Here is a 22,727-nt window from a genome sequence, read left to right on the forward strand (position 1 = left end):
AAGCGGTTATTAGATGGGGGGATTTGATGAGTAAACTGCAGCGTCATATTAAAATAAGAGAATTAATAACGGAAAAGGAAATTGAAACACAGGATGAATTGGTGGAACGGTTAAAAAACCTCGGTTATAACGTGACTCAAGCGACAGTTTCCAGAGATATTAAGGAAATGCATTTAGTGAAAGTTCCATCTTCATTTGGTAAATATAAATATAGTTTGCCCGCTGATCAACGGTTTAATCCGCTTGATAAATTAAAAAGGCTGATCAAAGATGCTTTTGTCAAAATTGATCATACAAGTCATTTTATCGTTTTACGTACTTTACCTGGAAATGCGCATGCAGTAGGGGTTTTAATCGACAATCTGGAATGGAATGAAATAATGGGAACCATCTGCGGTGATGATACTTGTCTGTTGATATGCAGGGATGAAGCAGATACAGTATCAGTAAAAGATCGTTTTCTGAATATGCTATGAGTTCTCGGAAAAGAGGTGTCGAGTGATGCTTACACAAATAAACATCCATAACTTTGCCATCATTGAAGATGTCTCAGTCACTTTTTCTGAAGGTTTGACTGTTTTAACAGGTGAAACGGGAGCAGGTAAGTCCATTATCATCGATGCTATCCAATTGCTGGCAGGCGGCAGGGGATCAGTTGAATTTGTTCGTCACGAAACAGATAAAGCCGAGATTGAAGGATTGTTTATTATTGATGGAAAGTACCATCCGATCTTTGAAGTCGCTAAAATGTATGGGTTGGAAATACTAGATGGACAGGTGGTTTTGCAAAGAACAATTACTTCAAGCGGAAAAAGCATATGCCGCGTCAATGGAAAGTTAGTCACGTTGGCAATTTTACGTGAATTCGGAAAAACGCTGATCGACATTCATAGTCAGCATGAAACACAGTCGTTGATGGACTCAGAAAATCACATTGACCTCCTGGATCTATATGATGAAGCAAAAATCAACCAAGCAAAAAAGGAATATCGCACACTGTATCATAAATTGGATAAATTAAGGAAACGATATCAACAATGGAACGAAAATGAGCAAGAGATGGCACAACGACTCGATTTAATACAATTTCAGCTAAAAGAACTGGAAGAGGCGGATTTACAGCCTGATGAAGACAAAATGCTGGAAGAAGAGCGCAACAAACTGGCCAACCATGAACATATCTACAAGGGACTCCAGGATGCTTATCGTGCACTGTACGGAGAACAAAAAGGAATGGATCTCATCAATGAAGCACAAATGGCGTTGTTGAACAACAGCGAATATGATGATTTTATTTCAGAAAAAGCGGATCAATTGGCGAATCAATATTATTTGCTCGAAGAAACCACCTTTGCGATACGTGATTACCTTGATAACCTGGAGTTCGAGCCACAACGGTTAAATGAAATTGAAGCTCGTCTTGATGAAATCAATCGTTTGAAAAGAAAATACGGACCATCCGTCAATGAAATGCTGCATTATATGGGAAAAATAGCTGAGGAAATCGAAGAGATTACGAATAAAGATTCGCATCTTGCCTTACTTGCAGAGGAAATGAAAGAAATAGAAAAAGATGCTGAAGTGGAGGCAATGGAGTTGCATGCGCTTCGCCAACAGTCTGCTGCTGCCTTAGTGAAAGAAGTGGAACAGGAATTAAGAAGTCTTTACCTTGAAAAAGCACGTTTTTCCATTCATGTTGAAACCGGAAAAAAATTGCAGGAAAATGGCTTGGATCATGTGGTCTTTTTAATTTCTACCAATCCTGGCGAACCATTGAAAGAACTTGCCAAAGTTGCTTCTGGTGGCGAGCTGTCCCGGATTATGCTGGTACTGAAAAAGATTTTTGCGAAGCATCAAGGTGTGACCAGTTTGATTTTCGACGAAGTTGACACAGGTGTCAGCGGAAGAGTCGCCCAAGCTATCGCGGAAAAGATTTATCAGATTTCCCGGGATTCACAAGTACTTTGTATTACTCATCTGCCTCAGGTGGCTTCCATGGCGGATACGCACAAGCTGATTGGCAAAGCGGAAAAAGACGATCGTACGAAGACATATGTCTTGGAACTGACCCGACAACAAAAAACTGATGAGCTTGCCCGAATGATCACCGGCAGTAAATTGACAGGAACAGCCATAAATCATGCTAAGGAAATGCTTGACCTTGCAGCAGCATATAAAATAACTGTTTAATTAGAAAGTCGACATCATCGGCTTTCTTTTTACCTCCGATCACCTCGCTTTCTTTATACAAGGAAATGTTACACAAGTTTTCTTCTCTTTCCCCAGTTTAAAAACACCGTTTTAAGGTCAAATTAGAAGTACACCAAAGAAAATTGGTATGGGTTGGGATCAGGAGTGTGAATAGATTGAAACAGAACCAAATTATCCGCATGTTTACCGGCCTAGTGCTGCTAATCGCTTTGATTACTATTCCCTTGATGCCCCCAGTAAAACATTATTTATCCATACCGAATAAAGTAGTCACTGTCAACAACAACTCCCCTATGCAAGTTGCTGATTTAGGCAGTGCTGTGAAAGCTGATTCTGTACCGAATAATGTCATGAAAGCCGCAAATAAAGATTTTTACGCGAAGTCCCCTGGTGAAGGTGAAATCTTATATAAACTCGCCGGGCTGCCAATAAAAAAGACGAATGTCTCTGTTCTAAAGAATAAAAAGGTTATACCAGGCGGGCAATCCATTGGGGTGCAGCTTCATACGAAAGGTGTCCTGGTTGTTGGCCATCATCTGGTACAAAACGGCGGAACAAGCGTTTCTCCTGGTGAAGATGCCAATATAGAAGTAGGAGACATCATTTTGCGTATCAATGGAAAAGACATCGGGAATATGCAAGATGTGAAACCAATTGTGAAGAAAGCTGGAAGTGACGGGAAACCATTAAGCATCACGGTTAAAAGAGGAGACAAGAAAATAAAGACCAAACTAAAACCTGTTAAAGATGACAAAGATAATGATTACCGAATTGGTCTATTCATAAGGGATTCGGCAGCAGGCATTGGAACAATGACTTTTTACGATCCACAATCAAAAAAATATGGCGCTTTGGGCCATGTCATTTCCGATATGGACACAAAAAAGCCAATCGAAATCAATAATGGCACTATTGTCGGTTCCACCGTGACTTCCATTGAAAAAAGCAGCAATGGCACGCCAGGAGAAAAACAAGCTAATTTTTCAGTGGAAAGAGACCGGATGGGAAAAATCACAAAAAATAGTGCGTTCGGTATTTTTGGAACACTGGATAACACTTTAACAGATGGGAAATATAACAAACCGATGCCGATCGCCTTATCCAATGAAGTAAAAGAAGGCCCTGCGAAAATACTGACGGTCCTTGACGGAGAAAAAGTGGAAGAATTTGATATAGAAATCATCAGCAGTATTCCACAAAAATCACCCGCAACAAAAGGAATGGTGATTGAAATCACTGATCCAAAACTGTTAGAAAAAACAGGAGGTATCGTCCAGGGTATGAGCGGCAGCCCAATTATTCAAGACGGCAAGCTCATTGGTGCAGTAACACATGTATTTGTAAATGATTCAACTTCAGGTTACGGTGTTCATATTGAATGGATGCTGGATGAAGCTGGAATAAATCTGAACGGAAAAGAAACACCAAAAGCAAGTTAATGAAGATGGCTCCCAGCAATGCTGCGAGCCATCTTTTTCAGTTGCATGTCCTTGTCGAATAATATCGAATCTATGCGAATAATAAAGAAAACGGGAGTAATTTTAAGGAAAACAAAATTATTTTAATTTTTTTTCTAAAAAAAAAGGGTTATATCATCATTATGTCGAATATTAAATATAAGAAGGTGAGTTGAATTTAAGGAGGATAAGCAAGTGGAGAAAATTACAGTATGTTTGGTGGACGATAATCGGGAATTAGTACAAATGATGGAAGAATATTTTGGTGAACAATCAGATATTGAGGTGATCGGTACAGCCTACAATGGAAAAGAATGTCTGGAAATGCTGGAGGATATGACTCCGGATGTACTTGTATTAGATATAATCATGCCGCATATTGATGGTCTGGCGGTATTGCATGATATGAAGGAAGTTGGCAAGAATGTCCACGTAATTATGCTGACAGCTTTCGGTCAGGAAGAGGTCATGAAAAAAGCTGCTAATCTCGGGGCATCCTATTTCTTGCTGAAACCTTTCGATTTGGAGCATCTGGCAAACCAAATCCGCCAGGCAAATGGTACCAATGCTTTATATTCAGCGACACCGAAGGGGAGGAAAAATGCTTCGGTAAATCGGAAGAAAAAAGACCTTGAAGCCAGTATTACAAATATCATTCATGAAATAGGTGTGCCGGCCCATATAAAAGGTTATATGTATCTTCGGGAAGCAATTACCATGGTTTATAATGATGTAGAACTTTTGGGCTCCATTACGAAGATATTATATCCAGATATTGCCAAAAAATTTAATACAACAGCATCGAGAGTAGAAAGAGCTATCAGGCATGCGATTGAAGTGGCTTGGAATAGAGGCAACGTCGACAGTATATCTGCTTTGTTTGGTTACACTGTCAGCGTCTCCAAGACAAAACCTACCAATTCCGAGTTCATTGCAATGGTGGCTGATCGTTTGCGGCTGGAGCATAAAGCGAGCTGATCGAATAAAAGTGCAATCATAGTACAATTAAGCACGAAACGAAGACTGCTGATGAAAGCGATTAGTCTTCGTTTCGTGCTTTGTTGGCAAGGGTTAGGCGAAAAATTTTTGATACAGTGATTTGATTGACTTTGTCATGTCTTTGTCTTCGACACCGAACATCATGGACACTTCTGATGACCCTTGATTGATCATTACAATATTGACATTTGCTTCAACAAGTGCGCTCGTAGCTTTTTGAGCGATACCAATGGTATTCATCATTCCTTCCCCCACTACCATGATCACCGCTAAATTCCGTTGTACCTTGATGGTGTCGGGTTGCAGCTCTTCTTTAATTTGTTCCAGAATCCTTTGTTCTTTATTGTCTGTTAATTGGTGTGCCCTGATAATAACAGTCAAATCATCAATACCTGATGGAATGTGTTCAAAAGAGATATTTTCTTTTTCCATGATTTCAAGCAGCTTTCTGCCGAAACCTAATTGTCGGTTCATTAAATATTTACTGACATAAATGCTTATAAAACCAGTATCACTTGCAATCCCGACTACACCATTTTGTTTCGTGGATTTTTCTGAAACAATCATCGTTCCTCTTTGATCAGGATTGTTCGTATTTTTGATTGCGACGGGGATTTTTTTGTTGAAAGCTGGCATCAATGCTTCGTCATGAAAGACAGAAAATCCAGCATAGGATAGTTCCCGCATTTCCCTATATGTAAGCTGGTCAATTTCCAACGGATCTTTGACGATATTTGGATTGACGGTATAAACGGAATTGACGTCCGTGAAATTCTCGTAAAGACTTGCTTGAATCCCCGCAGCGACAATGGATCCGGTAATGTCTGAGCCTCCTCTCGAAAAGGTAGTCAGCTTCCCTTCAGCTGTATATCCGAAAAAACCCGGAATGACGTAAATGCCTTTATGGTTTCGCAGATTGTATAGTTTTGGAAAGCTCTCGGGCAATATTTGAGCGTTTCCAGGTTCGTCTGAAACAATAATACCTGCATCTCTCGGGTTTAAATAATGTGCGTCCAATCCAATGGACTGAAGATATTGACTTATGATTTTTGCGGAACTGTCTTCTCCAAATGCTTTCAGACAATCATTTCTCGTATTCGACTGCATTTCAGTGATGGTTGACAAGTGCTGCAGCAGTTCTTCCAGCAATGCATCTGAAAGATCCAGCGAGCTGATTATGCCGGAAAGTCGCTGCGCGATTGTTTGAACATGGTCTTCAAAAATTTGGCTGCCTGTTGTTGAACCAGCCAGGCCGATTAATATGTCGGTGAGTTTCTTATCATTTGCAAACCTTTTTCCAGGTGCGGAAACCACAATGAATTTCCTGTCAGAATCTGCTTTGATGATAGAGGCTACTTTTTTAATTTGATCCGCGCTCGCAACGGAACTACCTCCGAATTTTGCGACTTTCATGATTCATCTCTCCAATAGGTTGTTCGATTTATTTTTAAAAATCATAACATAAAAACATACAAAAGTGTATTATCCGTACAAAAAATAAAACTACAAACAGGTGAAATGGCGCTCATCTGTTTGTAGTGTGTGATCGGTTTTGGTTGTACCGTTTTTCTTTTTTTCTGATTTGATGCATTTTGCGATCTCTGTAAAAAATGAATCCTCCAATAAAAGCCAATCCCCCGATAAAAAGGATACAACCAATAATGAATTGGATCCCCGCATTGAAAAATAAGAGGTAATAATCATTAAATAAAGCATCTCGTATTAGCTTGATGCCAATAGCAGAAAATACCCCGGGTAACAGCAATATTAAAAATGCAATGATTCTGGCCATATCTGCCTGCTCCTTTTACATAGAATCCTTGAAAAAAGCTATATAGTATCAGTATATCAAATTCCGTTTTGGAAATACATGGTTATCTAAGCTGTTGCAGATCGCATTGCATTATAATTTGCAAAAAACTGCAAGTTGCTTTAACATAAAACATGCATAATCTTGCAGGGGTGGGATGGAATGAAAAAAGTACTCATTATAGGGGCGGGCAAGGGTGGAAGCAGTTTACTCAAAACATTGCATGTAGCTTCTAAGTTGCAGGTTGCTGCAGTGATTGATCGAAATCCGTTTGCAAGTGGCGTGAAACTTGCGGAAAAACTTGGCATATCTGTTTCGTTGGACTGGGAGCAGTGGCTTGCAGAAAACCATGCATCGGTTGACATCGTGATCGATGCAACTGGTGATGAAGAGGTCCTGGCAAAATTGATGACTTATAGTAATACAAAAACACAAGTCATACCGGGCAGCATCGCTCATATCATATCGGACATGATCGAGGAAAAAGAAGACTTGTTAGAACATATGGAATTTCAGTCAAATAATCAGAAATTGATTCTGGATATCATTAGAGATGGCATGATTGTTGTAAGTAAACAGGGCAGGATCGAATTCATCAATAATAGTGCCGAAAATATTGTGGGGGTGACGAAAACGGATGTGCTGGGAAAAGATATAACTACGGTAATTGAAAATTCCCGTTTGCCCGACGTTTTGCGCACCCGACAAAAGGAGATCAATCAAAAATTAAATCTTGAAAACGGCAGGAGAATCATCACCACCAGAATGCCTATTATCAATGACCAAGAACAACTTCTTGGGGCCTTTGCGATATTTAAGGATATTTCTGAGATACTCGATCTGGCTGAAGAAAATACAGATTTAAAAGAAATAAAGACGATGCTCGAAGCGATTATTCAATCTTCTGAAGAAGCGATCAGTGTAGTCGACGAAAATGGGACTGGTATTATGATCAACCCTGCTTATACGAGAATAACCGGGCTTGCTGAAAAAGATGTTGTCGGAAAACCGGCCACTGTAGATATTTCAGAAGGAGAAAGTGTCCATATGAAAGTACTAGAGACAAGAAGACCTATCAGGGACGTTCGCATGAAGGTCGGGCCCGTCAAAAAAGACGTGATGGTCAATGCTGCGCCAGTCATTGTAGACGGTAAACTGAAAGGCAGCGTAGGTGTGCTGCATGATGTGTCCAAAATCCAATCTTTGACAAGTGAACTGAAACGAGCCAGACAGATTATCCGTAATCTGGAAGCAAAATATACCTTTGATGACATCATAGGAGCGTCATCTGAAATGAGACTGGCATTGGAAAAAGCTAAAGTTGGCGCAAGGACTCCCGCAACTGTTTTGCTGCGAGGTGAATCCGGTACCGGGAAGGAATTGTTTGCTCATGCCATCCATAATGAAAGTGAGAGAAAGCATCGCAAATTCATACGTGTCAATTGTGCAGCATTATCAGAGGCGGTTTTAGAAAGCGAATTGTTTGGTTATGAAGAAGGAGCATTCACCGGTGCGAAGCGTGGTGGAAAAATCGGCTTGTTCGAAGAGGCAAATCAAGGAAGCATTTTTTTGGACGAGATTGGAGAACTTTCACATAACATGCAGGCGAAATTGCTTAGGGTATTGCAGGAAAATGAAATCCTTCGTGTGGGAGGGACCACGCCGATTATGATAAATGTCCGGGTGATCGCCGCAACAAATGTCAACCTTGAAAAATCAATCATGGCAAAAACTTTTCGAGAGGATTTATATTATCGGCTAAATAAATTGCCAATTTTCATCCCTTCACTGCGAGAAAGGTTATCGGACTTGCCAGAGCTTATCCATCATCTTATCCAAAAATTGAATCAAGATTATGGGAGAAATGTAAAAAGTATTTCTGAGGAAGCAATTGATCAATTGTATCACTATGATTGGCCAGGTAATGTACGAGAACTTGAAAATGTTATTGGACGGGCCATGATTTATATGGATATCAGTAAAGAAATCATTGAAACAGCCCATTTGCCTAATCTTTCGGGAGAAATGCATCATACTGAACAGACAGTGAGTAAAATAACATCGGGAGAAAATAAAGCTTTGCAGGATAGAATGGATGCCTATGAAAAAGAAGTGATCGCGAAGGCATACAAAGAAAATAACCATAATAAGACGAAAACAGCTCGCGCCCTGCAAATCTCGATTCGCAACTTATATTACAAGCTCGAAAAGTACCGACTTGAATAATAATGCGTGCAATAAATTGCGTATATGCATATTGTTGCATTGTTTGGATCTCGCCAAATGAAGCGCTTACATTGTTTTGAGGTTGGCACGTGATTTGCATAATAGTAAACGGGAGGATCATGTTATATGCCCGACTTTTTAAAATTACTGGAGGATGATCAAGATGGAAATTTTCTCATACATGGAAGAATATGATTACGAACAATTGCTATTTTGCCAAGATGAAAATTCAGGTTTGAAAGCAATCATTGCTATTCATGACACAACGCTTGGCCCGGCATTAGGCGGAACTAGAATGTGGACATATAAAAGCGAAGCAGAAGCAATCGAGGATGCCTTGCGCCTTGCAAAAGGCATGACATATAAAAATGCTGCTGCCGGTTTGGATCTTGGCGGTGGTAAAACAGTCATCATAGGGGATCCAAAAAAAGACAAGAACCCGGAAATGTTCCGAGCGTTCGGTCGATATATCCAAGGACTGAACGGCAGATACATCACTGCTGAAGACGTAGGTACGACCGTGGATGATATGGATTTGATCCATTTGGAAACAGACTTTGTAACAGGGACTTCTGATGCTGCTTCATCCGGAAATCCATCCCCTGTAACAGCTTATGGTGTCTACAAAGGAGTTAAAGCAGCAGCGAAAGAAGCTTTTGGTGATGACTCGCTGGAGGGCAAAACAATTGCCGTTCAAGGTGTCGGAAATGTTGCATATACCCTTTGTGAACATTTACATAAGGAAGGCGCGAAATTGATCGTAACAGATATCAACCAAAAAGCTGTTCAGCGTGCTGTAGAAGCTTTTGGTGCAAAAGCGGTCGATCCAAATGATATTTATGATGTAGATTGTGATATTTATTCACCATGTGCATTAGGGGCGACAATTAATGACGATACATTAGGGCGTTTGAAAGCGAAAGTGATTGCTGGTTCCGCTAATAATCAGTTGAAAGAAGCGAAGCATGGCGATATTGTTTTCGAAAAAGGCATCGTTTACGCTCCTGATTATGTTATCAACTCCGCTGGTGTAATCAATGTCGCAGATGAGTTACACGGTTATAACAGAGAAAGAGCATTAAAGAAAGTGGATACGATTTATGACAGCTTAAGCAGAATCTTCGAGATTTCACGAAGAGACAACATACCAAGTTATATTGCCGCAGATAAGATGGCCGAAGAACGGATTGCATCCGTTAGCAAATCAAGAAGTCAATTTTTACTAAATGGCCATCACACACTTAGCAGAAGATAAAGAATTTTTAACAGGGGGGTGGGCTACATGCAAACGCATCGAATATTAACAATCAATCCAGAAATACATGCGACGAATGTATGTGTATTTGATGATGATGTGTGCATATTCGAAAAATCGATTCACCATCACCCTTCCGAACTAAGACAGTTCGCAAACTTCCATGAGCAGGCAGCATTTCGCGAGAATGAAATATATGACCATTTGGATTATGAAGGGTTGAATGTCTCTAAACTCCATGCAGTCTGTGGCAGAGGAGGGTTACTCCATCCGATTGAAGGAGGAACATACTATATTAACGAAGCGATGATTGCTGACTTGGAAGCTGACGTTTTTGGAAAACATGTCAGCAATTTAGGCGGCATTCTTGCATTTGCTATCGGTAAAGGGTTGCATGTTCCTTCTTTTGTCGTTGACCCCGTAGTTGTGGACGAATTGGAACCTGTTGCCAGAATTTCTGGCTTCCCAGAACTGCCACGTAAAAGTATTTTTCATGCTTTGAACCAAAAAGCTGTGGCGAGAATGGCAGCTGCAGATCGAAAGGCAACATACGAAAATCTGAATATGATTGTCGCGCATATGGGTTATGGTATCACTATCGGCGCACATCGGAATGGGAAAGTAATTGATGTGAACAATGGCTTGAATGGCGAAGGCCCCTTTTCAATGACCAGAGCGGGGACTGTGCCAATCGGTGATTTGCTGAAATGGTGCTTAGAAAAGGGATATGGCATTAGTGAAATAAGCAGTAAGTTGTTTTCACGAGGCGGTATGCAAGCTTATTTGCAGACAGATGATATTGCTGATGCGGAAAGAAAGATCGATCAGGGTGATCAACTGTCGGAAACTGTATATCATGGGTTGGCCTATCAAATTTCAAAAGAAATTGGCGCAATGGGGAGCGTGCTGAATGGACAGGTGGATGTCATCGTCTTAACTGGTATGCTGGCTTACCGAAAGAAATTAACCGAGTTGATTTCGAAGAGCGTTTGCTGGATATCTGATACGCTGGTCTACCCAGGTGATTATATTATGCCTGCGCTTGCTGCTGGGGCACTACGGGTGTTAAGAAAGCAAGAGGAAGCGAAACATTATGAAAGTATAGAATGAAGAGGAGGAGCATCGCATGACAAAAGAATACGATCTCGTTGTACTTGGCGGTGGGACGGGTGGATATGTAGCTGCAATCAGAGCTTCTCAGCTGGGCATGCAGGTTGCGGTTGTCGAAAAATCCAATCTGGGAGGTACTTGTTTACATAAGGGATGTATCCCTTCTAAAGCTTTATTGAGAAGCGCGGAGGTATTGCGGCAGACCAAGTCAGCAAAAGCATTCGGCGTAACAGCGGAAAATGTAGCGATCGACTTTCAGGCTGTACAGCAACGGAAATCCAATATTGTCAATACCTTGTATCAAGGGGTACAGGGCTTGATGAAAAAAGGCAAGATAGATGTCTTTTCTGGTTACGGCCGTATTTTGGGTCCAAGTATTTTTTCGCCTGTTGCAGGAACAATTTCGATTGAATACGATGACGGCAAGGAAAATACGATGATAGTTCCCAAAAATGTTCTCATTGCCACTGGATCCAGGCCAAACAGTCTGCCGGGATTACATGTTGATGGGGAATACATCCTAACTTCAGAGGAAGCACTGAAAATGGAAACATTGCCTGCATCAATAATTATAGTCGGAGGCGGTGTAATCGGTATCGAATGGGCTTCCATGCTTTGTGATTTTGGAGTGAACGTCACTGTTTTGGAATACTTGGATAAGATTTTACCGACTGAAGACGCCGAAGTGGCAAGAGAAGTGGAAAAAATGTTGGCAAAAAGAGGAGTCAAATTCATTAAAAATGCCAAGGTTTTACCAGAAACAGCAGAAAAAGAGGGTCAAGTAAAGATATCTGCTGAAGTTGATGGAGAAATCAAGCTGTTCACAGCGGAAAAAATGCTTGTATCTGTAGGCCGAAAAGCGAATACAGAAAATATTGGACTTGAGAATACAGAGATTGAACTTGACCGTGGATATATCCGGACTAATGCGTTTTACCAAACAAAAGAATCACATATATATGCCATTGGAGACTGTATCGGCAATATGCAGCTTGCACATGTAGCATCCCATGAAGGAATCACCGCGGTGGAACACATGGCGGATGCCAACCCGGCTCCATTGGACTATGAAATGATTTCTTCTTGTGTCTATTCGCATCCTGAAGCCGCAAGTGTCGGTCTGACAGAAGCATTGGCTAAGGAAAAGGGGTTTGAAATAAAAATTGGGAAGTTTAGCTTCAAAGCAATCGGTAAGGCTTTAGTCCATGGTGAACCGGATGGTTTTGTGAAAATCATCGCCGATAAAGCGACAAATGATATCCTGGGAATCCATATGGTCGGACCGCATGTAACAGATATGATATCAGAAGCAGGACTGGCAAAAGTATTGGATGCGACCCCTTGGGAAATTTCCCAGACTGTACATCCACACCCAACTCTTTCAGAAATCATCGGAGAAGCAGCTTTAGCAGTGGATGGACTGCAGATCCACGGATAAATTATCAAACTGATTATAGGAGGGATGACATTGGTAAAACATCGTCATGAAACAATGGGTTTATCAGATGAACGAGTTTTGAACATGTTTGAAACCATGCTGTTGGCACGTAAAATTGATGAGAGAATGTGGCTGCTTAATCGTGCAGGAAAAATTCCTTTTGTCATTTCCTGCCAGGGACAGGAAGCAGCACAAATCGGTGCCGCTTTCGCTTTGGACCGGGAGCAGGATTACATCGCACCTTACTACCGTGACTTGGGTGTAGTGCTTGCGTTTGGAATGACTGCGAAAGAATTGATGCTTTCCGCCTTTGCAAAAGCGGAAGATCCCAATTCCGGCGGCAGACAAATGCCAAGCCATTTTGGTCAAAAGAAGAACAGGATACTTACCGGTTCATCACCAGTAACAACACAGCTTCCGCACGCAGTCGGCGTCGCACTTGCAGCCAAAATGGAGAAAAAGTCATTTGCATCATTTGTAACACTTGGTGAGGGATCATCCAATCAGGGTGATTTTCATGAAGGACTCAATTTTGCCGGGGTGCACAAGCTTCCAGTAATAACGATGGTGGAAAATAATAAATATGCCATTTCGGTACCGATGGCGAAACAACTGCCTGCCAATGTTGCGGACAGAGCACAGGGTTATGGAATGCCTGGCATCACTGTAGATGGCAATGACCCGCTTGCGGTATATGAAGTTGTCAAAGAAGCGAGAGAAAGAGCCCTGAACGGGGAAGGTCCGACTTTGATTGAAGCAATCATGTACCGGTTTACTGCCCACTCAAGCGATGATGATGACCGTTATTACCGTGAAAAATCAGAAGTGGACGAGGCAAGAAAAAATGATGCGATTATCACTTTTGGCACTTACTTAAAGGAAGCTGGAGTATTGAATGAAGAGTCGGAAAAAGCGCTTCACAAGAAACTGGATGATATCGTGAATGAGGCAACCGACTACGCGGAAAATGCCGAATACGCTCCGGCTGAATCTGCCTTAAAATATGTATATGAAGAGTAAGGAGGATCATGATGCCTATTATGTCTTATATCCAAGCTGTCAACGCAGCTCTGAAAGAAGAAATGCACCGGGATGAAAAAGTTTTTATCTTAGGTGAAGATGTCGGGAAAAAAGGTGGAGTATTTCGGGCAACTGATGGTCTTTTCCAGGAATTTGGTGAAGAAAGAGTAATGGACACACCTTTGGCTGAATCGGCAATAGCAGGTGTTGGAATTGGTGCAGCCATGTACGGTTTGCGTCCGGTTGCCGAAATGCAGTTTGCAGATTTCATCATGCCCGCTGTCAACCAAATCATTTCTGAAGCCGCAAAAATCCGCTATCGTTCGAATAATGATTACGATTGTCCTATCACCATTCGCGCACCATATGGCGGCGGTGTTCATGGCGCATTATATCATTCGCAATCTGTTGAGGCAATTTTTGCCAATCAACCTGGGCTTAAAATCGTGATGCCTTCCACACCTTATGATGTGAAAGGACTTCTGAAAGCTGCCATTAGGGATAATGATCCCGTTTTGTTTCTTGAGCATAAACGTGCGTATCGTTTGCTGAAGGGAGAAGTACCTGAGGAAGATTATGTTTTGCCAATCGGTAAAGCGGATGTGAAAAGAAAAGGTTCAGACGTTACAGTAATCACTTACGGATTGTGTGTGCATTTCGCTCTTCAGGCTGCCGAAAAGCTTGCTGAAGAAGATATCGATGTTCATATTCTCGATTTACGCACTGTGTATCCATTGGACAGAGAGGCTATTATCGAAGCAGCAAAAAGGACAGGGAAAGTCTTGTTGGTAACAGAGGACACGAAAGAAGGCAGTATCTTAAGTGAGGTAGCTGCAATTATCTCTGAAAGCTGTCTTTTCGAACTGGATGCGCCAATTCAAAGACTGGCAGGACCAGATATTCCTGCAATGCCTTTCGCCCCGCCAATGGAAAAGTTCTTTATGGTGAATCCGGATAAAGTGGAAAAAGCGATTCGGGAATTAGCTGAGTTTTAAGGAATAGATTTTGAATGCAGAGGAGCGTATATGAAATGGCAATTGAAAAAATCACTATGCCGCAGCTTGGGGAAAGTGTCACAGAAGGCACGATCAGTGCTTGGCTTGTCAAACCTGGCGACCAAGTCAATAAATATGACCCTATTGCCGAGGTGATGACCGATAAAGTTAACGCTGAAGTACCTTCATCGTTTAGTGGTACAATCAAAAATTTAATAGCAAACGAAGGAGATACGTTGGAAGTTGGAGATGTCATGTGTGAAATAGAAGCAGCGTCAGCTAAAGATGCAGCACCTGTGGCGACAAATGAAAAACAAGAAGATGCCCATGCTCCAAATCAGGACGCTGCTAAACCGGAAGATCCATCAATGAAAAAACGCTATTCACCAGCTGTACTGAAGATAGCGCAAGAAAATGACATAGATCTTAATCAGATACAGGGAACTGGTAAAGGCGGAAGGATCACCCGGAAGGATCTGGAGAAATTATTGGCTTCTGGTGAGGCCAAGACGCCTCAAAGTACTGCTGCTCAGCCAATAAAACAGCCTTCTCCGAGCAAAGACAAAAAAGCAAGTGCGGCTTCTGCTAATGTACCGACAGCTGCAGGTGATGTGGAAATTCCCGTCACGGGCGTGCGAAAAGTGATTGCACAAAATATGGTAAGGTCCAAGATGGAAATCCCCCATGCTTGGATGACTGTAGAAGTGGATGTGACTGATCTTGTTGCGTATCGCGACAAGTTAAAGCTGGAATTCAAACAAAAAGAAGGATTCAATCTGACTTACTTTTCGTTCTTTGTGAAAGCAGTAGCACAAGCACTGAAAAAATATCCTCAGCTAAACAGCATGTGGGCTGGAGATAAAATCATTCAGAAAAAAGATATCAATATATCCATTGCTGTGGCAAATGAAGACCAGTTATTTGTTCCGGTTATCAAGAATGCTGATGATAAAAGCACAAAAGGCATTGCAAAAGAAATTAATGAGCTTGCTGTCAAAGCAAGGAGCAACAAGTTAACAACAGAGGATATGCAGGGTGGCACATTCACTGTAAATAACACGGGCTCATTTGGTTCCATCCACTCCATGGGAGTGATCAATTATCCGCAGGCAGCCATTTTACAAATTGAATCGATCGTGAAACGTCCTGTAATTATAAATGGGATGTTCGCCGCCCGGGATATGGTCAATCTGAGTCTGTCATTGGACCACCGTATATTGGATGGTCTTGTTTGTGGAAGATTCCTTGCTCATGTAAAAGAAATCCTGGAAAATATCAATGAGGACAATACAAGTATGTATTAGCATGGATACGGGTTTTCTCCATCCCCTTTACAAGGGGGGAGTGTGAGTCCGACTTAGGGAAAGCGATATGCAAAATAGATAATGGTACACAAGGTGCAAGATCAGTTCAACAAGCAAAATAGTTTTACATTGATATTTACCACTAATATTGGTAAGCTATCATTGAAGCATGAATTACTAATAGTAAGGGGATGAATATTCACATGGATTTCAACCTATTCATGAACGACGTTGTCGACGCGGCACGTAAAGATATTCGCGAAGCGGGCTATGAAGAATTAAGAACGGAAACAGATGTTGAAAATGCAATGTCTCGTCCTGGGACCACACTGGTCATGGTCAATTCTGTTTGTGGCTGTGCCGGCGGTGTTGCACGTCCAGCAGCAGCAAACGCAATTCATTATGATAAACGGCCGGACAATCTGGTTACTGTATTCGCCGGACAAGACAAAGAAGCTACTGAGAAAGCAAGGGAATATTTTGAAGGGTACCCGCCTTCATCGCCTTCCTTCGCTTTCTTGAAAGACGGCAAGATTGTTACCATGCTCGAAAGACATGATATTGAGGGTTTTAGCGCAATGGATGTCATGGGAAAACTTCAAAATATCTTCGAAGAGAACTGCGAAGAAGTATAATATGAAGATACTTAGCAAATATTTAGGCTGTCCCCGTAGCTGTGATGGGCAGCCTAATTTTTGGTTAATCAAACCGATTTATTTGCAGATGGCGTGAGCCTATATAAATTAACTTCTGAAGGAGAGAAATAGGGTCGTGAAGATTGGCTATCGTACAATTAAAACAGCCATAGGCGCACCAATCGCAATCACTATCGCCCAACTTCTGGGGCTGCAAAATTTTGCCACAGCGGGAGTATTGACGATGCTATGTATCCAGCCTTCAAGAAAGCGGTCCGTACTAACTGCTTGGGATAGATTTCTTGCGTGTGTCCTTGCAAGTCTGTTTTCCTTTGTATTTTTTGAACTGTTGGGATATAACACAATTGTGCTTGGTCTGATGCTGGCTATTTTTATTCCAACTACTGTGGTCATGAAGATCACACAAGGCATCATGACAAGCTCTGTGATCATCATCAACTTGTATATTTCCCAACATATCGATTACGCATTTTTGTTCAATCAATTCATGCTGATTCTTGTCGGAATCGGTGTTGGCCTGCTTGTCAATGTGTATATGCCGAGCATGGACAAAACTTTTAAGGAAAAACAGCGGAAATTGGAACAGAATTTCCAGATTATCTTATTGGAAATTGCCGCTTATATTAGGAACAATAATAAAACCTGGGATGGCAAGGAAATAACTCAAACAGAGGAAATGTTGGAGAAGGCCACTGATCTTACGGAGGTAGATAAAGAGAACCATATGCTGCGCAGCGAACATACTTATTATGACTACTTTGTAATGCGCAAAAAGCAATTCGAACTGCTGAAGCGCATGTTGCCGCTTGTAGCGAAATTGCCAAATCATGATAAATTTTCTGATAGAATCGCCGATTTTTTTGAGAAACTTTCTGAGGCGGTGCATCCGGGAAATACTGCGATTTTGTTTTTGGATGAACTGGCAGATCTGAGGAAGTCTTTTTATGAAAGTGAGCTGCCCCAGACAAGAGAAGAGTTTGAAACGAAAGCGAATCTATTTCGGCTGCTCCATGAAATTGAAGATTATTTGCTTATCAAAAAAAGATTTAAAAAAAGTGATATAACAGAAGGAAAAAAACATAAAAAGAAAGCTTTGGATTAAAAGTATTATGGACGCCAATGCATGTTTTTTTCCTTCGTTGAAACTTATAGAAACATTACGAGTCCTGTTGTTATGGAAGATAAAAGCATGGCGATAATCATGATATATACAACGAGTTGCATACGGCGCTGACGTTTTGACTTTTTTCCAGGACGTGCTTTTGCTATCTGTTGTTGTTTCGCTCCCATCAATGTTTACCTCCTATTCACTATATATTTGTATTTTATCGTGAATAAGAAATTCGGACAAGGGTAAAATGGAGAAAAAACTTCGTATGCGAAAGACACTGCATGCATTGGAGGAAAACAGTCTTGGATAAAATCGCGCATATCGGCATAGCGGTTAACAGCATTGCGAAAGCCCTGCCTTTTTATACAAATATACTTGGAATGACAGTCGAGCACGCAGAGCACATCGAAAGAGAGGATGTCCATGCTGTCTTTCTGGCAGGTGGTGGACTAAGGATCGAATTACTGGAACCTACAAGTCAATCATCTGCTGTTTTTCGGTATATACAGAAAAAAGGTGAAGGAATTCATCATATCGCACTTGAAACGAAAGAAATAAATGGCCAGCTTGATCGGCTGTCAGCATCAAAAGTCCGTCTGATTGATAAACGGGCGAAAAAGGGAGCGTATAATAGTCAAATCGCATTTATACATCCTGAGGCTGCCAATGGTGTACTATTTGAATTATGTCAACATACATAAAGGTTAACTAGTCATTTTCAAAGTTGAAAAACCCACTTTTATTCAGAAAACTAATGAATAGCCTTGCTGCATGACCACGACTTGGGTATTCGCTATGCTTCTTTAGCGTTGCAAAGGTTTCTATACTGGAAACTGGTAAGTTGTAGGTGGTATGATTATGAATATCTATTATTTACTGTTAGGGCAATCACAATGAAATGAAGGGAAGAAGAATCATGGTTGAAATCAATACAGAACGACTGGTCGAGGAATTCATGGAATTAGTAAAAGTGGACTCAGAAACGAAAAACGAAGCTGAAATTTGTGCTGTTTTAAAAGAAAAGTTCACTGCACTGGGCTTAGAAGTCGTAGAAGATGATGCAAAAGAGAAAACAGGGCATGGCGCAGGCAATCTCATATGTACATTGAAAGGGCGCAAGACAGACGCTGATGTCATATATTTCACATCACATATGGATACTGTAGTACCAGGCAATCAAATCAAACCATCTATTAAAGATGGTTACATCGTTTCAGACGGTACAACAATATTGGGATCTGACGACAAAGCAGGCTTGGCTGCGATCTTGGAAGCTATCAGAAGCTTGAAAGAAAATAACACTGAACATGGTGATATCCAGTTCATTATTACTGTTGGAGAAGAGTCAGGACTTGTTGGTGCTAAAGCACTGGACGAATCATTGCTGCGTGCGCAATATGGCTACGCAATCGATAGTGACGGTCCGGTCGGAAACATTGTTGTTGCAGCACCGACACAGGCTAAAGTACTGGCTACTGTTAAAGGAAAAACAGCACATGCCGGTGTTGCTCCTGAAAAAGGTGTTTCAGCTATCACACTGGCAGCCAAGGCAGTGGCAAATATGCCGCTTGGCCGTATTGATGCTGAAACAACAGCTAATATCGGCTATTTTCGCGGCGGTCAGCAAACCAATATTGTTTGTGATTACGTAGAGATTTTAGCAGAGGCTAGATCGCTGGTCCCTGAAAAAATGGAGAGACAGGTTGAAAAAATGAAAACTGCATTTCGATCTGCTGCTGAAGAATTCGGTGGCGAAGTGGAACTTGATGTGCAGGTAATGTACCCAGGGTTCAAGCATCAGGCAGGAGATAAAGTAGTTGAAGTAGCTAGGGCGGCAGCAAGGTCGATTGGAAGAGAAAGTGAGCTTGTTCAAAGCGGAGGCGGAAGTGACGCCAACGTTATCGCAGGTTATGGCATTCCAACCGTGAACCTTTCTGTCGGCTATGAAGAAATTCATACTACAAATGAAAGAATTCCTGTTGCTGAACTTGAAAAAGTATGTGAGCTTGTCACTGCCATTGTAGCGGAAGCAGCTAAGTAAAACTGTAAACGGAAAATTCACCGGAGTCCACTGGGACTGCTGAAATAAGCTTTTTGGTTCAAGATTTATTTACTAACAACGAAATCTCCCCAAATTTTCCTGGATAGGAATGTTAGGGGAGATTTTTTTAATAAAACAAGGGATATTTCGCTAAATATGCTTCCTAGCCAACAAGGAAAATCCACCGCTTTATGTTCAATAAGCGCGCGCATCCGGGTTATCGGAATAAGAGCGTACTTTTGTTTTTTTTGTACAGTCCTTTTAGATGATGAAGCGTCAACTTAATGCGGGAATAGCTGCTTAATCTTTCTTCGTTTTCCACTGTTGGTCAGGAGCTCCCTGCCATAGTAAAAATGAAAAAATCTGGTATAATGGGAACAGATGATTCTCTAGCAAACTGTACCAAGGGGGGGAGGATATGGCTGGTAGTATGAATAGATCCCGAGTCATTTTCCATATTGATATGAACTGTTTTTACGCTTCGGTTGAAGTTGCCGCGAATCCTAAGCTAAAAGGGAAACCATTGGCGATAGCCGGAAACCCGCAGGAAAGAAAGGGCATTATTGTCACCAGCAGTTATGAGGCGAGAGCAAAGGGAGTTAAAACGACAATGCCCTTGTGGGAAGCAAAAAGACTTTGCCCAAATTTGATTGTGCTGCGTCCCGATTTCACTAAATATCGCGCAGCCTCTGAAAAGCTGTTTCGAATGCTTGCTGAGATTACTCCGATAGTTCAACCTGTATCGATAGATGAGGGCTATATGGATTTATCTGAAATAGCCTTGAAACAACATCCGGTCGAACTTGCTTATAAGTTGCAGAACAACATTCTTCAAGAACTTCATCTGCCAGCAAGTATCGGGATTGCCCCGAATAAATTTTTGGCAAAGATGGCCTCAGATATGAAAAAACCACTTGGAATCACCATTTTGCGAAAACGTGATATCCCCCAGAAACTATGGCCCTTGGCTATTGGAGAAATGTATGGCGTGGGCAGCAAGACAGCGGAAAAATTTGAAAGAATCGGGGTCCATACGATAGGTGATTTGGCACACGCCGATTTGTACCAATTGAAGCGGCTGCTAGGCATCAACGGCGAAAGACTTCAAAATAGGGCGAACGGAATCGACAGCAACCCAGTTGACCCAGATGCTGTCCATGAATTTAAAAGTATAGGCAGTTCACAGACTTTGCCTGAGGACACAGTAGATCTTAACGAGATACAAAAGTTGATTTCCAAACTTGCAGAAAATGTGGAAAAACGTTTGCAGCGCAAACAAGCAGTTGGTAAAACAGTTCAATTGATGATTCGTTACCACGATCGCAAAACCATTACAAGAAGCAAAAAGCTGCCGAATTTTATTGATAGCAAAGAAGATATCGTGCAAATCGCGGGCGAATTATTGCAGAAGCACTGGAATCAGGATCCTGTCCGTCTTATAGGTGTCACTGTTCTCGACGCTGAAGATAAAACAGCTGCTGCGAAACAATTAAACTTATTTACGTATGAACAGGAAGAAAACAAAGCAAAGCTGGAGAGCGTAATAGGTGAAATGACAAAGAAATACGGAGAAAACATCATCAGGAGAATGCAAACTGACCACAAAGAAGACAATCAAGTGAGAACGAGTTTTCAAAAGGACTTTCTAGATGATTTCAGAAAGAAAAAGTGAAAGAGAATGCACAATTACGCATTGCATTCTCTTTCACTTTAGCTTTTGTCAATGAAACAATTTTTGGATAAGTCTTTTGCCGATTTTACTGTTAGGATAGCGCAATCCAACGTCAAATTTAGTTGTTTGCTTCATGATGCTTTTAGAATGGGAAAAAGTTTCAAAACTGTATTTACCATGATACGCTCCCATACCACTTTCTCCAACTCCCCCAAAGGGTAAATAAGGATTAGCAAGATGGTATAATGTGTCATTGATGCAGCCACCGCCAAATGAAACATTTTCTATCACTTGCTGCTGACTCTGCTCATCTTCCCCAAAATAGTATAAAGCAAGAGGCTTTCCTTTTGTTTTCAATATCTCGATTACTTCGCTCAGCTTATGAAAAGTAATAACCGGCAACAGCGGTCCGAAAATTTCTTCCTGCATGATGGGACTGTCCCAGTCTATCTGGTCGATGACAGTTGGTTCTATCTTGCGTTTTTCTTCATCAATTGCTCCGCCAAGTAGAATATTACCGTCATCCATGAAATGCTGCAGACGCTGAAAGTGCTTTTGATTCACAATACGTGTGTAATTTTTATTTTCTAATGGATTTTTTCCATAAAGTGCACGCATTTGTTTTTTCATGGAACGCAGCAATTTATTTTTCACCTTTTCATGGATGAACAGATAATCTGGAGCGACACAGGTTTGACCGGCATTAGTGAACTTTCCCCATACAAGTCTTTTTGCTGTTACATCAATTTTGGCATCTTTATCGATAATGGCAGGACTTTTGCCGCCAAGTTCAAGTGTCACAGGTGTCAAGTGCTCGCTGGCGGCCCGCATTACCGCTTTTCCCACAGTGCTGCTGCCGGTAAAGAAAATGTAATCGAATTTTTCTTTCAGCAACGCTTCGCTCGTTTCTTTCTCTCCCAGCACTGCGCAAAAAAATGCTGGATCGAAGGCTTCAGAAATTATTTCAGCCAGACATGCTGATGTAGCAGGACTATACTCTGACGGTTTTAAAACCGTCGTATTCCCAGCTGCGATTGCCCCGATAACAGGAGCTATAGCTAATTGCAGCGGGTAATTCCATGGTGAAATCACAAGTGTCACGCCATATGGTTCTTTCACAATGTAGTTTGCAGTTCCTTTGTGAGTGATAGGGGTACTCACTTTTTCCGATTTCATCCAATTTCTAAGGTTTTTCGCAGCCATATCAATTTCAGCATAGAGAAAACCTATTTCTGTTGTCAGTGATTCCTGGCGTGATTTGTTCAAATCTTTCCGTAACGCCTGGTACAGCGCTTCTTCGTTTTCTTTCAACATCGTCTTTAATTTTTTTAACTGTTCCATACGAAACGGATGGGCCAAAGTTTTCCCCGTTGCAAATAAGTCATGCTGTTCAGCGACTATTTTTTTGATATCTGTCATTTT

At 41.4% G+C, this 22,727-nt stretch carries 20 protein-coding genes; 16 read left to right on the forward strand and 4 right to left on the reverse strand.

Annotated features, from left to right (window positions below):
* The first annotated feature begins 26 nt into the window (after positions 1–26).
* The 4 genes from ahrC to spo0A all read left to right on the forward strand — a co-directional run bounded on the left by ahrC (position 27) and on the right by spo0A (position 4,646).
* On the forward strand, positions 27–476 hold the full coding sequence (gene ahrC, locus ACFSMW_RS04465) for a transcriptional regulator AhrC/ArgR (protein ID WP_390353366.1): 450 nt from the start codon (positions 27–29) through the stop codon (positions 474–476).
* A 25-nt stretch (positions 477–501) separates the two neighbouring features.
* Complete coding sequence (recN, locus tag ACFSMW_RS04470) at positions 502–2,190, forward strand: DNA repair protein RecN (protein WP_390353368.1); 1,689 nt, start codon at positions 502–504, stop codon at positions 2,188–2,190.
* Positions 2,191–2,390: 200 nt separating this feature from the next.
* Positions 2,391–3,650 (forward strand): SpoIVB peptidase, encoded by a 1,260-nt coding sequence (gene spoIVB / locus ACFSMW_RS04475; RefSeq protein ID WP_390353927.1) that lies wholly within the window; start codon positions 2,391–2,393, stop codon positions 3,648–3,650.
* Positions 3,651–3,863: 213 nt separating this feature from the next.
* On the forward strand, positions 3,864–4,646 hold the full coding sequence (spo0A, locus tag ACFSMW_RS04480; protein ID WP_390353369.1) for a sporulation transcription factor Spo0A: 783 nt from the start codon (positions 3,864–3,866) through the stop codon (positions 4,644–4,646).
* A 93-nt stretch (positions 4,647–4,739) separates the two neighbouring features.
* On the opposite strand, the gene ACFSMW_RS04485 is transcribed toward spo0A, so the two are convergent.
* On the reverse strand, positions 4,740–6,080 hold the full coding sequence (locus ACFSMW_RS04485) for an aspartate kinase (protein WP_390353371.1): 1,341 nt from the start codon (positions 6,078–6,080) through the stop codon (positions 4,740–4,742).
* A gap of 112 nt (positions 6,081–6,192) precedes the next feature.
* Positions 6,193–6,459 (reverse strand): DUF2627 domain-containing protein, encoded by a 267-nt coding sequence (locus ACFSMW_RS04490; protein ID WP_390353373.1) that lies wholly within the window; start codon positions 6,457–6,459, stop codon positions 6,193–6,195.
* A 180-nt stretch (positions 6,460–6,639) separates the two neighbouring features.
* Here ACFSMW_RS04490 and ACFSMW_RS04495 point away from each other — a divergent pair, with 180 nt between their 5' ends.
* From ACFSMW_RS04495 to ACFSMW_RS04535, 9 genes are all read left to right on the forward strand, one after another.
* Positions 6,640–8,703, forward strand: a complete 2,064-nt coding sequence (locus tag ACFSMW_RS04495; protein ID WP_390353375.1) for a sigma 54-interacting transcriptional regulator — start codon at positions 6,640–6,642, stop codon at positions 8,701–8,703.
* A gap of 163 nt (positions 8,704–8,866) precedes the next feature.
* Positions 8,867–9,958: a Leu/Phe/Val dehydrogenase gene (locus tag ACFSMW_RS04500; protein ID WP_390353377.1), complete on the forward strand. Its 1,092-nt coding sequence runs from the start codon at positions 8,867–8,869 to the stop codon at positions 9,956–9,958.
* Positions 9,959–9,985: 27 nt separating this feature from the next.
* Positions 9,986–11,068, forward strand: a complete 1,083-nt coding sequence (gene buk / locus ACFSMW_RS04505) for a butyrate kinase (protein WP_390353379.1) — start codon at positions 9,986–9,988, stop codon at positions 11,066–11,068.
* A gap of 16 nt (positions 11,069–11,084) precedes the next feature.
* A complete protein-coding gene (gene lpdA, locus ACFSMW_RS04510; protein ID WP_390353380.1) occupies positions 11,085–12,506 on the forward strand; it encodes a dihydrolipoyl dehydrogenase in 1,422 nt (473 codons plus the stop codon).
* A 24-nt stretch (positions 12,507–12,530) separates the two neighbouring features.
* Positions 12,531–13,526, forward strand: coding sequence for a thiamine pyrophosphate-dependent dehydrogenase E1 component subunit alpha (locus tag ACFSMW_RS04515; RefSeq protein ID WP_390353382.1), 996 nt, complete (start codon positions 12,531–12,533; stop codon positions 13,524–13,526).
* Positions 13,527–13,537: 11 nt separating this feature from the next.
* Positions 13,538–14,521 carry an alpha-ketoacid dehydrogenase subunit beta gene (locus tag ACFSMW_RS04520; RefSeq protein ID WP_390353384.1) on the forward strand — a complete coding sequence of 328 codons (984 nt, stop codon included), beginning with the start codon at positions 13,538–13,540 and terminating at the stop codon, positions 14,519–14,521.
* A 35-nt stretch (positions 14,522–14,556) separates the two neighbouring features.
* Positions 14,557–15,825, forward strand: coding sequence for a dihydrolipoamide acetyltransferase family protein (locus ACFSMW_RS04525; protein WP_390353385.1), 1,269 nt, complete (start codon positions 14,557–14,559; stop codon positions 15,823–15,825).
* Between the two features lie 203 nt (positions 15,826–16,028).
* Positions 16,029–16,460, forward strand: a complete 432-nt coding sequence (locus ACFSMW_RS04530; RefSeq protein ID WP_390353386.1) for a BrxA/BrxB family bacilliredoxin — start codon at positions 16,029–16,031, stop codon at positions 16,458–16,460.
* A gap of 136 nt (positions 16,461–16,596) precedes the next feature.
* Positions 16,597–17,583 (forward strand): aromatic acid exporter family protein, encoded by a 987-nt coding sequence (locus tag ACFSMW_RS04535; RefSeq protein WP_390353388.1) that lies wholly within the window; start codon positions 16,597–16,599, stop codon positions 17,581–17,583.
* A gap of 44 nt (positions 17,584–17,627) precedes the next feature.
* Here the strand turns inward: ACFSMW_RS04535 and prli42 are convergent, their stop codons facing one another.
* Positions 17,628–17,771 (reverse strand): stressosome-associated protein Prli42, encoded by a 144-nt coding sequence (prli42, locus tag ACFSMW_RS04540; protein WP_390353390.1) that lies wholly within the window; start codon positions 17,769–17,771, stop codon positions 17,628–17,630.
* A gap of 123 nt (positions 17,772–17,894) precedes the next feature.
* Here prli42 and mce point away from each other — a divergent pair, with 123 nt between their 5' ends.
* The 3 genes from mce (at position 17,895) to ACFSMW_RS04555 (ending at position 21,305) form a co-directional block, all read left to right on the forward strand.
* The gene (gene mce, locus ACFSMW_RS04545) at positions 17,895–18,293 is read left to right on the forward strand and encodes a methylmalonyl-CoA epimerase (RefSeq protein ID WP_390353392.1); all 399 of its coding nucleotides are present in this window, start codon (positions 17,895–17,897) and stop codon (positions 18,291–18,293) included.
* Between the two features lie 215 nt (positions 18,294–18,508).
* A complete protein-coding gene (locus tag ACFSMW_RS04550) occupies positions 18,509–19,633 on the forward strand; it encodes a M20/M25/M40 family metallo-hydrolase (RefSeq protein ID WP_390353394.1) in 1,125 nt (374 codons plus the stop codon).
* 418 nt (positions 19,634–20,051) lie between these two features.
* The gene (locus tag ACFSMW_RS04555) at positions 20,052–21,305 is read left to right on the forward strand and encodes a DNA polymerase IV (RefSeq protein ID WP_390353396.1); all 1,254 of its coding nucleotides are present in this window, start codon (positions 20,052–20,054) and stop codon (positions 21,303–21,305) included.
* Positions 21,306–21,353: 48 nt separating this feature from the next.
* On the opposite strand, the gene ACFSMW_RS04560 is transcribed toward ACFSMW_RS04555, so the two are convergent.
* Positions 21,354–22,724, reverse strand: coding sequence for an aldehyde dehydrogenase (locus ACFSMW_RS04560; RefSeq protein WP_390353398.1), 1,371 nt, complete (start codon positions 22,722–22,724; stop codon positions 21,354–21,356).
* Positions 22,725–22,727 lie beyond the last annotated feature (3 nt).

The organism is Tigheibacillus halophilus, assembly GCF_042683165.1.
GTDB classification, from domain to species: domain Bacteria; phylum Bacillota; class Bacilli; order Bacillales; family Amphibacillaceae; genus Tigheibacillus; species Tigheibacillus halophilus.

Coding starts and splice junctions, on each gene's coding strand:
- ahrC (WP_390353366.1), top strand. CDS start 27: ATGAGTAAACTGCAGCGTCATATTAAAATAAGAGAATTAATAACGGAA.
- recN (WP_390353368.1), top strand. CDS start 502: ATGCTTACACAAATAAACATCCATAACTTTGCCATCATTGAAGATGTC.
- spoIVB (WP_390353927.1), top strand. CDS start 2,391: ATGTTTACCGGCCTAGTGCTGCTAATCGCTTTGATTACTATTCCCTTG.
- ACFSMW_RS04485 (WP_390353371.1), bottom strand. CDS start 6,080: ATGAAAGTCGCAAAATTCGGAGGTAGTTCCGTTGCGAGCGCGGATCAA.
- ACFSMW_RS04490 (WP_390353373.1), bottom strand. CDS start 6,459: ATGGCCAGAATCATTGCATTTTTAATATTGCTGTTACCCGGGGTATTT.
- ACFSMW_RS04495 (WP_390353375.1), top strand. CDS start 6,640: ATGAAAAAAGTACTCATTATAGGGGCGGGCAAGGGTGGAAGCAGTTTA.
- ACFSMW_RS04500 (WP_390353377.1), top strand. CDS start 8,867: ATGGAAATTTTCTCATACATGGAAGAATATGATTACGAACAATTGCTA.
- buk (WP_390353379.1), top strand. CDS start 9,986: ATGCAAACGCATCGAATATTAACAATCAATCCAGAAATACATGCGACG.
- lpdA (WP_390353380.1), top strand. CDS start 11,085: ATGACAAAAGAATACGATCTCGTTGTACTTGGCGGTGGGACGGGTGGA.
- ACFSMW_RS04515 (WP_390353382.1), top strand. CDS start 12,531: ATGACATTGGTAAAACATCGTCATGAAACAATGGGTTTATCAGATGAA.
- ACFSMW_RS04520 (WP_390353384.1), top strand. CDS start 13,538: ATGCCTATTATGTCTTATATCCAAGCTGTCAACGCAGCTCTGAAAGAA.
- ACFSMW_RS04525 (WP_390353385.1), top strand. CDS start 14,557: ATGGCAATTGAAAAAATCACTATGCCGCAGCTTGGGGAAAGTGTCACA.
- ACFSMW_RS04530 (WP_390353386.1), top strand. CDS start 16,029: ATGGATTTCAACCTATTCATGAACGACGTTGTCGACGCGGCACGTAAA.
- prli42 (WP_390353390.1), bottom strand. CDS start 17,771: ATGGGAGCGAAACAACAACAGATAGCAAAAGCACGTCCTGGAAAAAAG.
- ACFSMW_RS04550 (WP_390353394.1), top strand. CDS start 18,509: ATGGTTGAAATCAATACAGAACGACTGGTCGAGGAATTCATGGAATTA.
- ACFSMW_RS04555 (WP_390353396.1), top strand. CDS start 20,052: ATGGCTGGTAGTATGAATAGATCCCGAGTCATTTTCCATATTGATATG.
- ACFSMW_RS04560 (WP_390353398.1), bottom strand. CDS start 22,724: ATGACAGATATCAAAAAAATAGTCGCTGAACAGCATGACTTATTTGCA.